The sequence below is a fragment of the Stenotrophomonas sp. Steno-C17 genome (genome assembly GCF_056393165.1).
Genome location: NZ_JBWJPD010000009.1, coordinates 180,520 through 190,480, shown reverse-complemented (window position 1 = coordinate 190,480; position 9,961 = coordinate 180,520). Strand labels below are relative to the sequence as shown.

Below are 9,961 nucleotides of genomic sequence, written 5' to 3'. Positions count from 1 at the left end.
TGACTTCCGGATCGGTGACCGTGACCGGACCACCGCGCAGGATCTGTTCGCGGAACAGCGGCACCACGCTGCCGGCCGAGGCCAGCACGTTGCCGAAGCGCACGGTCACGAAACGGGTGTGCGTGGACTTCTGGTCCAGGCTCTGGCAGATCATTTCCGCATAGCGCTTGCTGGCACCCAGCGCATTGACCGGGTCGACCGCCTTGTCGGTGGAGATGAACACGAAATGCTCCACGCGCGCTTCCAGGCAGGCGCGTGCCACGTTTTCGGTGGCCAGGATGTTGTTGCGCACTGCTTCGCGCAGCTGCCGTTCCAGCACGGGCACGTGCTTGTAGGCGGCGGCATGGAAGGCGGTATCGACCGGGTGCAGCGACAGCGCGTGGCGCATCACTGCCGGGTCACCGCAGTCACCCAGCACGGCTTCCACTTCGATATCGGGGAAGCTGCGGCGCAGCTCGCCTTCGATGGTCAGCAGCAGCAGTTCGCTGATCTCCACCAGCACGATGCGGCCGGCGCCATGACGCGCGCACTGGCGGCACAGTTCCGAACCAATGGAGCCGCCGGCGCCGGTGACCATGACGGTACGCCCGCCCAGCCAGCCGCGGATCAGGTTCCAGTCCGGCATGATCGGCTTGCGCCCGAGCAGATCCTCGATCGCCACTTCCTTCAGCTGACCCGGCAGCGATTGCCCCTGCAGGATGTCGCTGAGCTTGGGCACGGTGCGGAACGGCACGCCGGTGCTTTCGCAGATGGCCACCACGCGCTGCATGCCCACCGCGTCAAGCGAGGGAATGGCGATGACCAGCAGCTTGGCCGCGCTTTCGCGCACCACGGCGGGGGCATCGTCCAGGGTGCCCAGGATCGGCAGGCCCTGCAGCTTTGCACCACGCAGGTGCGGGGCGTCATCGAGCAGGCCGACCGGCTCGAAATTGCCGGATCGACGCAGGTCGCGCACCAGGGTTTCAGCGGCCTGCCCTGCGCCCAGGATCAGCACCCGGCGAGCGCTGGAATCGGACTGCAGCGACTGGTAATCCTTCCACGCGCGGTACAGCAGGCGCGGCGCGCCCAGCAGTGCCGACAGCGCGAACGGATAGATGACCAGCACCGACATGGGCACGCCGTTGAAGCGCTTCCAGGCCAGCACCAGGACGATCGCGACCAGGCCGATGAAGCTGGCCTTGAAGATGTTCAGCAGGTCGCTGACGCTGGCAAAACGCCACAGGCCGCGGTACAGGCCCACGCGCCAGAAGACGATGCCCTGCAGGGCCAGCACCAGCGTGGTGTCGACGTTCCACAGCGGCAACGCCGGCGCGTCGGCCAGGATCGAGTAGCGGCCCGCATGCAGCAGCTGCCAGCACGCCCAGACCATGAACAGGTCGTGGCAGACGATGGCCGTGCGCGGTAAAAGACCGAGGATTCTGTCCCGCCAGGGTGAAGACATATTTCTAGTAATTCCTTATCGATTGCGCATTCCATTGCGCAGGAGGAGCCAGAGCAGAGTCAGCGCGGCAAACCACGCGACCGCTACGACAGCCTCCCACCTCGGCTGCAAGCTGGAGCAGACATTGAACACTGTAATACTGAACAGGCCCAAAACAAAGTACATCCCTGTCACCTGGGCGTGGCTGGCTCCTGCCTGCACCGCGCGCTGGTAGACGTGCTGGGTGTGGGGTTCCATCCAGCGTTGCCCGGAGAGCATGCGCGCCAGCAGTGTGAAGCCCGCGTCCACAAGGAACGGTGAAATCGGCACCAGCAGCAACATCCACTGGATGTTGGTCTTCAGGCTGGCGATGGCGAGTACGACAGATACCGCGTAACCGAGCGCGCCGCTGCCGACGTCGCCCATGAAGATTTTCGCCTTGGGGAAATTGAACGGCAGGAAACCCAGGCAGGCCAGGCCCAGGGCAATGGCGGCCAATGAATAGGGCCACGGCAGCACCGGCGCCAGCCCCAGCGCGGCGATGACCGCCTGGCTGCTGGCAATGCCGTTGATGCCATCCATGAAGTTCCAGATGTTGATGAGCGAGGTGGTGAAGAACAGCACCAGCGCCGCCAGCAACCAGCTGCCGCCGTGCAGCTTCACCAGCCCGGCCAACAGCGCGGCGGCGACCACGTGCACGCACAGGCGGCGCACCGCCGGCAGCGGCCGATGGTCGTCCCACCAGCCAATGCCCGCCACCAGCACCAGCCCCAGGCTGGCGATCAGCACACTGCCGGCGGCTTCGGGCCAGGCCCACATGGCCGCACCTGCCGCCACCAGCAGAGCGATGACGATGGCAATCCCGCCACCGCGCGGCGTGGCCACGCTATGGCTGCGGCGTTCGCCCGGCTGGTCCAGCAATTGCCGGCGCAGCGCGTAGCCGCGCGCGGCCCACGTCAAACCCGCACTGAGCAGGGCCAGGCCCAGCAGTGCCCCCATCACCAGCCACGGCATGGCTCAGAGCACCGCGTAGTTCAGCAGCGGCTTCACCGTGCCCCACTCCTTGCAGCTCGGGCACTGCCAGTGGTGGGTACGCGCACCGAACCCGCAGCGCGTGCAGCGGTAGGCCGGATTGCGCACCAGCAGCTGGTCGGTGATGTGCTTGAGGTCGTGCAGGGTGGCAGTGGAATCTGCGCCTTCGGCCAGGGTCAGGTCGATCAGCGCCGACTCGCCACGCACCGACGGGCGATCCTTCAACTGACGGCCCAGGTACGCGCGCGCCGGGGCCACGCCTTCCTGTTCTTCCATCAGGCGGGTGAGCGCCAGCACCGGGGCGATGCCGCGGTAGTGTTCGGTCATCTCTGACAGGAACGCGCGCGCGCCGCCGAGGTCGCCCACCTTGCGGTAGTTCTCCATCAGCGCCGGCAGCAGCTCGGGCAGGTATTCGGGGTCGTTGCGGGCGGCGCGCTCGAACGCACGCACGGCGGCTTCGGCGTTGCCGGCATCGGTTTCCAGGCGGCCTTCGATGATGCCGGCACGCACCGACATGGCATCGGCCTGGTAGGCGCGGGCGATGGCCGCCCTCGCCTCGTCCAGCTTGCCGGCGCCACGGAAACGCTCGGCCAGCTCGCATTCGAACTGCCCGATCAGCTTGCCCATCGGCTCGCCGGTCACGTCTTCAAAGCGGGTGGCGTTGTCGATCGCCTTTTCCCAGTCGCGCTCGGCCTGGTAGATGCCGATCAGGTGCTTGAGCGCCTGCGGAGCGCGCTGGTCCAGCTGCGCCAGCTCGGTGAACACCGTTTCGGCGCGGTCCAGCAGGCCGGACTTCATGTAGTCCTCGCCCAGCGCCAGCAGTGCCTGCACGCGCTGGGCGTCGTTCAGGTCGTTGCGGTTGACCAGGCCCTGGTGCAGGCGGATGGCGCGGTCCACTTCGCCACGCCGGCGGAACAGGTGGCCCAGCGCGACCTGGGTTTCGAAGGTTTCCTTGTCCAGTTCCGCGATGTGCAGGAACAGCTCGATGGCCTTGTCCGGCTGCTCGTTCAGCAGGTAGTTCAGGCCACGGAAATAGGTGCTGGACAGGCGGCTGACCTGGTTGTCACCGTGGCGTTGACCGCCACGACGGCCGATGACCCAGCCGGCAATGGCCGCCAGCGGCACGAACAGGAAGAACCAGAACCACTCGGTGACGAAATCCATCTTCGATCAGCGTCCATCAAAAGATTGGGAGGAAGGAACCGGGGCCGACGTGGCAGCCACCGACTTGTTGGCGCGGCGCAGCTGGCTGTAGAGCGGAATGACCACGCTTACCAGCACCAGCCCGGCACCGACGACCACGCCGACCAGCAGTGCGGCGATCAACGCCACGCCAACCGACGTATGCAACTGGGTAAACAACAGATTGATCGACATGTCGGTCATGTTGACCGCGCCGATGATCAGGCCAAGGATCAGCACTGCCAGCAGCACCAGCAGACGAAAGACCTTCATGCGACAGCTCCAGTGCCAAGAGCCTGTAGCTTATCCGACTGGCGGGAAAAATCGCACGTCGTCGCGCGACAGGGGCCTCAGGCCGGATCGGCGTCCAGCGGCAGCACGCTGCTGACCCGCTCGCGCAGTTCCTTGCCCGGCTTGAAATGGGGAACGTGCTTGCCCGGCAGGGCCACCGATTCGCCGGTCTTCGGGTTGCGACCCAGGCGTGGCGGGCGGTAGTGCAGCGAGAAGCTGCCAAAACCACGGATTTCAATGCGATCCCCGGCAGAGAGGGAACCGCCCATCATTTCCAGCAACGACTTCACCGCCAGATCGACATCATCGGCCTTCAGGTGCGCCTGGCGGCGCGCAAGGATTTCGATCAGTTCGGATTTGGTCATCGCCGGCTCACATCAGAGGTCTCTCAGCCTGAAACGGCCCGGGCAATGCCCGGGCCGTCCAGGAAACAACGTACAGCGTAAGGCCGATTACTCGGACTTGTTGCCGTTCAGCTGTGCACGCAGCAGCGCGCCCAGCTGGGTGGTGCCGCTGGAAGCCGAAGAGGACTGGTATTCCTCCAGCACTTCGCGCATTTCAGCGTCGTCCTTGGCCTTGATCGACAGCTGCAGGGTGCGGCCCTTGCGGTCCATGCCCACGAACTTGGCTTCGACCTTGTCGCCGACCTTCAGGTGCTGGGTGGCGTCGTCAACGCGCTCGTTGGCGATGTCGCGTGCCGAGACGTAACCTTCGATGCCGTCAGCCAGCTCGATGATCGCGCCCTTGGCGTCGACTTCCTTCACCACGCCTTCGACCTTGGAGCCCTTCGGATTGGCAGCCATGTACTGGCCGAACGGATCCTGCTCCAGCTGCTTCACGCCCAGGGAGATGCGCTCGCGTTCCGGATCGACGGCCAGGACAACAGCGTCCAGGGTGTCGCCCTTCTTGAAGTTGCGAACGACGTCTTCGCCGGTGGTGTTCCAGCTGATGTCGGACAGGTGGACCAGGCCGTCGATGCCGCCGTCCAGGCCGATGAAGATGCCGAAGTCGGTGATCGACTTGATCTGGCCCGACACCTTGTCACCCTTCTTGTGGGTGGCAGCGAAGGTTTCCCACGGATTGGCGGCAACCTGCTTCATGCCCAGCGAGATGCGGCGACGCTCTTCGTCGACGTCCAGCACCATCACTTCGACTTCATCACCAACCTGCACAACCTTGGACGGGTTGACGTTCTTGTTGGTCCAATCCATCTCGGAGACGTGCACCAGGCCTTCGACGCCCGGCTCGATCTCAACGAACGCGCCGTAATCGGTGACGTTGGAGACCTTGCCGAAGACGCGGCTGTTGGCCGGGTAACGACGGGCGATGTTATCCCACGGATCTTCGCCCAGCTGCTTCAGGCCCAGCGAAACGCGGTTGCGCTCGCGGTCGAACTTCAGCACGCGCACGTCCAGCTCGTCGCCGACGTTCACGACTTCGGACGGATGGCGCACGCGCTTCCATGCCATGTCGGTGATGTGCAGCAGGCCGTCGATACCGCCCAGGTCCACGAACGCGCCGTAGTCGGTCAGGTTCTTGACGACACCCTTCAGGATCGCGCCTTCCTGCAGCTTGTCCATCAGCTGCTCGCGCTCTTCCGAGTGCTCGCTTTCGACGACAGCGCGGCGCGAGACCACGACGTTGTTACGCTTGCGGTCCAGCTTGATGAGCTTGAATTCCAGCTCCTTGCCTTCCAGGTAGGCCGGATCGCGCACCGGGCGCACATCGACCAGGGAACCCGGCAGGAAGGCGCGGACATCCTTGATGTCCACGGTGAAACCACCCTTGACCTTGCCGCTGATGCGGCCGGTGATGGTTTCGTTCTTTTCCAACGCTTCTTCCAGCTCGTCCCACACCATCGCGCGCTTGGCCTTCTCGCGCGACAGGACGGTTTCGCCGAAGCCGTTCTCGATCGAGTCGAGGGCGACCTTGACGATGTCGCCTTCGGCAACGTCGATTTCGCCAGCGTCGTTACGGAACTGTTCGATCGGCACGATGCCTTCGGACTTCAGGCCAGCGTTGATCACCACGACGTCGCCGCGGACTTCAACAACGGTACCGCTGACGATGGCGCCCGGCTTCAGCTTGGCCAGGTTGGCCTGGCTGGCTTCAAACAGTTCGGCAAATGATTCGGTCATTAGATTTACTCTGTTGGACACATGGGTCGGTGGCGTCCCCTTCAGGGGAATGGCGACCGCCCGCCTGTTGGTCGACCCCGGAAACGCAGGTCGTGTGTAGTAGGAAAACCGCCACGCATCATTGCGCGACGGAGCTTGTACAGCACTGCAGTGCGCGACCACCACCGGTGTTGCTGGCAGTGCTCCTGCGCGAACGGATCAGGCAGCCGGAACCGGAAGCAGATCCATCACTCTGGCAACGACATCTGCGATGCCGATGCCTGTGGTGTCGATGAGGACGGCATCGTCTGCCGGCTTCAGGGGCGCCACGGTACGCTGAGCATCACGGGCGTCGCGGGCCATGATCTCGCGCAGGAGGTCATCAAAGCTAACAGAAACCCCCTTGTCTTTCAACTGCTTATGCCGGCGCTCGGCGCGCTCCTCGGCACTGGCGGTCAGGAACACCTTGTAGGGGGCGTCGGCGAAGATGACCGTACCCATGTCGCGGCCGTCGGCGACCAGGCCCGGCAGCTCCCTGAATGCGCGCTGGCGCTCTTTCAGCGCCGAACGCACCTCGGGAATGGCGGCGATGGCCGAGGCCAGCGCGCCGGTGGTCTCCAGGCGCAGCTCGTCGGTGGCATCGGTGCCATTGACCAGCACGCGCATGGCATCACCCTGTTCAACAAACTGAACGCGGGTATCGAAGGTGCAGCGCACCAAGGCAGATGCGTCCGAGGTGTCGATATCGGCCCAGCTGGCGGCCACGCCCACCGCCCGGTACAGCGCACCCGAATCCAGGTAATGCCAGCCCATGCGGCGCGCCACGATGCGGCTGATGGTACCCTTGCCAGCCCCGGACGGGCCGTCGATGGTCAGGACGGGAGCGAGTGGATTCATGGGGGTCCTTGCGCGTGTGAAGGGGCCATTCTAGCCCCTGCCAGACGCCCTGCGCGGCGACTTTCGTGCAACCACTTGAAACCACGGAGAAAAGCCCGGTAGAATGGCGGGCTTGAACGAGCGTCAACTGCCGATTGTCTTTCGCATATCGCGGCCACGCTCCACCCGAACAACTACTGTTTACGCCGAGGTATGCCATGAAAGTCCTGTCCTCCCTGAAGTCGGCGAAGGCCCGTCACCGTGACTGCAAGGTCGTGCGTCGTCGTGGCAAGATCTTCGTCATCTGCAAGTCGAACCCGCGTTTCAAGGCGCGTCAGCGCTAAGCCTTCCGGCCCTCGGGCCCAGGCTGCCCCACGCGGGGCGACCCGATGCAAAAAACCGCCTTCGGGCGGTTTTTTGTTTATGCGGCTTTTTTCCGCCGTTTTTGCTGTAATCGCCTTTCTTGACCACTGGGGAGTAGTTCGAGATGAAGCGTTACCTGTCCACCCTGGCCGTACTGGCCACCCTGGCCGCCGCCACGCCGGCGCTGGCCGACACCCTGCTGATCGACCGCGCCCGTGAAAAGCCGGCCACCGCCCTGCCCGTCCGCGGCCAGAGCATGCAGCAGGTGCAGTCGCAGTTCGGCGCGCCGAGCGAACAGCTGCAGCCGCGCGGCGGCCAGAAGCGCCAGTGGCCGACCATCCACCGCTGGGTCTACCCGCAGTTCACCGTCTACTTTGAAAAGCAGAAGGTGATCGATGTGGTGGCCAACCAGGCCGACCCGAACGAAATCGGCCCGAAACCGCCGATCCGTTGATCCCCCACCCCGCCCGTGGCGGGCCCGTGTAGCGAGACCATGAACCAGAACCTTCGTTTTCCTGCCGAATGGGAAGCCCAGAGCGGCGTCCTGATTGCCTGGCCCACCGCCGACACCGACTGGGCCGACCGCCTGGGCCAGGTGGAAGAGACCTACATTGCCCTGGTTGCGGCCATCACCCGCTTCCAGCCGGTGCTGATCTGCGTGGCCGATGACGATGTGGAGACCTACGCCGAAATGCGGCTGCGCTCCAACCGCATCGACATGGACAAGGTGCACTTCACCACGGCGGCCTACGACGATACCTGGCTGCGCGATTCGGGCCCGATCACGCTGCGCCGCGCCGACGGCGGCTTCCAGCTGCTGGACTTCCGCTTCACCGGCTGGGGCGGCAAGTTCGACGCCACCCTGGATGACCAGCTGGTGGGCGTGCTGGACCAGGCCGGTGTGTTCAACGATGCACCAGTGCGCAGCATTCCGTTCGCACTGGAAGGCGGCGGCATCGAGACCGATGGCGAAGGCACCCTGCTGACCACCTGGAAGTGCCTGCACGAGCGCCACCCGAACCGCGACCGCGCCAGCCTGAGCGCCGACCTGGCCGACTGGCTGCAGCAGGACCGCGTGCTGTGGCTGGACCACGGTTACCTGGAAGGCGACGACACCGACGCCCACATCGACACCCTGGCCCGCTTCGCATCGCCTGACAGCATCGTGTACCAGGCCTGCGACGACCAGAGCGATTCGCACTACGCCGAACTGCAGGCAATGGGCAACGAACTGGCCGCGCTGCGCACCAGGGACGGCAAGCCGTACCGCCTGTTCCCGCTGCCGTGGGCGCAGCCGGTGATCGACGAAGGCCGCCGCCTGGCCGCGTCGTACGCCAACTACCTGATCGTCAATGGCGCGGTGCTGATGCCGGCCTACGGCGATCCGGCCGACGATCTGGCCCGCGACGTGCTGGCTCTGGCCCACCCGGGCCGTGAGATCGTGCAGGTGCCCTGCCGCTCGCTGATCTGGCAGAACGGCAGCCTGCACTGCATCACCATGCAGTTGCCGCAGGGCCTGCTGAAGGCCTGATGGCAGGGTGCCGGGCCCGCCCGGCACTCCTCTTGTAGAGTCGAGCCATGCTCGACTGGCTTTTGACGTAATCCGCGCGAAGCGTCAGTCGAGCATGGCTCGACTCTACAAAGAGCGGGTCGCGCGCGGCCTGACCGCAGAGCAGTCGAGCAAGCTCGACTCTACAAAGGCGGCCCATTCAGCGGGCAACACGCCGCAGCACGCCATCCGCGCTAACATGCAGGTTTTCCCCCGCAGGAACACCCCGCATGAACTCGCGCAGCCCCTTGACCGTCGCCCTGATCCAGGAGCGCAACCACGGCGATGCCGCCGCCAATCTGGCGGTGATCGAAGCGCGTGTGGCCGAGGCAGCTGCGCAGGGCGCGAAACTGGTGCTGCTGCAGGAACTGCATAACGGCCCCTACTTCTGCCAGCACGAATCGGTGGACGAGTTCGATCTGGCCGAGCCGATTCCCGGCCCCAGCACCGAGCGCCTGGGCGCACTGGCAAAGAAGCATGGCGTGGTGCTGGTCGGCTCGCTGTTCGAGCGCCGCGCGGCCGGCCTGTACCACAACACCGCCGTGGTGTTCGAAAAGGACGGCACCTTGCTGGGCAAGTACCGCAAGATGCACATCCCGGACGATCCGGGCTTCTACGAAAAGTTCTACTTCACCCCGGGCGACATCGGCTTCAAGCCGATCGACACCTCGGTCGGCCGCCTGGGCGTGCTGGTGTGCTGGGACCAGTGGTACCCGGAAGCGGCACGCCTGATGGCGCTGGCCGGTGCCGAACTGCTGCTCTACCCCACCGCCATTGGCTGGGACCCGGACGATGTGCAGGACGAAAAGACCCGCCAGCGCGATGCCTGGGTACTGAGCCACCGCGGCCACGCCGTGGCCAACGGCCTGCCCGTGCTGAGCTGCAACCGCGTGGGCCACGAAGCTTCGCCGCTGGGCGCGTCGGGCATCCAGTTCTGGGGCAACAGCCACGTGCTGGGCCCGCAGGGCGAGTTCCTGGCCGAAGCCGGCACCGACGCCACCGTGCTGGTGTGCGACGTGGACCTGCAGCGCAGCGAACACGTGCGCCGCATCTGGCCGTTCCTGCGCGACCGTCGCATCGATGCGTACGGTGATCTGCTCAAGCGCTACATCGACTGATCCGGAGACCCGG

Annotated in this window: 11 protein-coding genes; 4 read left to right on the top strand and 7 right to left on the bottom strand. The window is 65.2% G+C overall.

The features are described from left to right. The 7 genes from AC06FA_RS10535 to cmk form a co-directional block, all read right to left on the bottom strand. The coding region (locus AC06FA_RS10535; RefSeq protein ID WP_478068235.1) for a polysaccharide biosynthesis protein at positions 1-1,441 on the bottom strand (1,441 nt) is incomplete at its 3' end. A gap of 15 nt (positions 1,442-1,456) precedes the next feature. Further along, the gene (locus AC06FA_RS10530; RefSeq protein ID WP_478068234.1) at positions 1,457-2,434 is read right to left on the bottom strand and encodes an MraY family glycosyltransferase; all 978 of its coding nucleotides are present in this window, start codon (positions 2,432-2,434) and stop codon (positions 1,457-1,459) included. A 3-nt stretch (positions 2,435-2,437) separates the two neighbouring features. Further along, positions 2,438-3,616, bottom strand: coding sequence for a lipopolysaccharide assembly protein LapB (gene lapB / locus AC06FA_RS10525; RefSeq protein ID WP_478068233.1), 1,179 nt, complete (start codon positions 3,614-3,616; stop codon positions 2,438-2,440). Positions 3,617-3,622: 6 nt separating this feature from the next. Continuing rightward, positions 3,623-3,907: a lipopolysaccharide assembly protein LapA domain-containing protein gene (locus AC06FA_RS10520; protein ID WP_312710372.1), complete on the bottom strand. Its 285-nt coding sequence runs from the start codon at positions 3,905-3,907 to the stop codon at positions 3,623-3,625. A 77-nt stretch (positions 3,908-3,984) separates the two neighbouring features. After that, positions 3,985-4,290: an integration host factor subunit beta gene (locus tag AC06FA_RS10515; RefSeq protein WP_005409286.1), complete on the bottom strand. Its 306-nt coding sequence runs from the start codon at positions 4,288-4,290 to the stop codon at positions 3,985-3,987. Between the two features lie 87 nt (positions 4,291-4,377). Next, positions 4,378-6,063 carry a 30S ribosomal protein S1 gene (gene rpsA, locus AC06FA_RS10510; RefSeq protein WP_057498113.1) on the bottom strand — a complete coding sequence of 562 codons (1,686 nt, stop codon included), beginning with the start codon at positions 6,061-6,063 and terminating at the stop codon, positions 4,378-4,380. A 198-nt stretch (positions 6,064-6,261) separates the two neighbouring features. Beyond that, positions 6,262-6,939 carry a (d)CMP kinase gene (gene cmk, locus AC06FA_RS10505; RefSeq protein WP_108749388.1) on the bottom strand — a complete coding sequence of 226 codons (678 nt, stop codon included), beginning with the start codon at positions 6,937-6,939 and terminating at the stop codon, positions 6,262-6,264. 197 nt (positions 6,940-7,136) lie between these two features. On the opposite strand from cmk, the gene ykgO reads away from it, so the two are divergent. The 4 genes from ykgO to AC06FA_RS10485 all read left to right on the top strand — a co-directional run bounded on the left by ykgO (position 7,137) and on the right by AC06FA_RS10485 (position 9,948). Continuing rightward, a complete protein-coding gene (gene ykgO / locus AC06FA_RS10500) occupies positions 7,137-7,262 on the top strand; it encodes a type B 50S ribosomal protein L36 (protein WP_005409283.1) in 126 nt (41 codons plus the stop codon). A gap of 143 nt (positions 7,263-7,405) precedes the next feature. Next, positions 7,406-7,735, top strand: a complete 330-nt coding sequence (locus AC06FA_RS10495; RefSeq protein WP_108749387.1) for a hypothetical protein — start codon at positions 7,406-7,408, stop codon at positions 7,733-7,735. A 39-nt stretch (positions 7,736-7,774) separates the two neighbouring features. Beyond that, positions 7,775-8,812, top strand: a complete 1,038-nt coding sequence (locus tag AC06FA_RS10490) for an agmatine deiminase family protein (RefSeq protein ID WP_478068232.1) — start codon at positions 7,775-7,777, stop codon at positions 8,810-8,812. Between the two features lie 248 nt (positions 8,813-9,060). Next, positions 9,061-9,948 (top strand): carbon-nitrogen hydrolase, encoded by an 888-nt coding sequence (locus AC06FA_RS10485; protein WP_046983810.1) that lies wholly within the window; start codon positions 9,061-9,063, stop codon positions 9,946-9,948. Positions 9,949-9,961 lie beyond the last annotated feature (13 nt).

Bases quoted from the DNA above. Each gene is read 5' to 3' on its own strand.
- AC06FA_RS10515 (WP_005409286.1), bottom strand. From the start codon at position 4,290: ATGACCAAATCCGAACTGATCGAAATCCTTGCGCGCCGCCAGGCGCAC.
- AC06FA_RS10520 (WP_312710372.1), bottom strand. From the start codon at position 3,907: ATGAAGGTCTTTCGTCTGCTGGTGCTGCTGGCAGTGCTGATCCTTGGC.
- ykgO (WP_005409283.1), top strand. From the start codon at position 7,137: ATGAAAGTCCTGTCCTCCCTGAAGTCGGCGAAGGCCCGTCACCGTGAC.
- cmk (WP_108749388.1), bottom strand. From the start codon at position 6,939: ATGAATCCACTCGCTCCCGTCCTGACCATCGACGGCCCGTCCGGGGCT.
- rpsA (WP_057498113.1), bottom strand. From the start codon at position 6,063: ATGACCGAATCATTTGCCGAACTGTTTGAAGCCAGCCAGGCCAACCTG.
- AC06FA_RS10490 (WP_478068232.1), top strand. From the start codon at position 7,775: ATGAACCAGAACCTTCGTTTTCCTGCCGAATGGGAAGCCCAGAGCGGC.
- AC06FA_RS10530 (WP_478068234.1), bottom strand. From the start codon at position 2,434: ATGCCGTGGCTGGTGATGGGGGCACTGCTGGGCCTGGCCCTGCTCAGT.
- AC06FA_RS10495 (WP_108749387.1), top strand. From the start codon at position 7,406: ATGAAGCGTTACCTGTCCACCCTGGCCGTACTGGCCACCCTGGCCGCC.
- lapB (WP_478068233.1), bottom strand. From the start codon at position 3,616: ATGGATTTCGTCACCGAGTGGTTCTGGTTCTTCCTGTTCGTGCCGCTG.
- AC06FA_RS10485 (WP_046983810.1), top strand. From the start codon at position 9,061: ATGAACTCGCGCAGCCCCTTGACCGTCGCCCTGATCCAGGAGCGCAAC.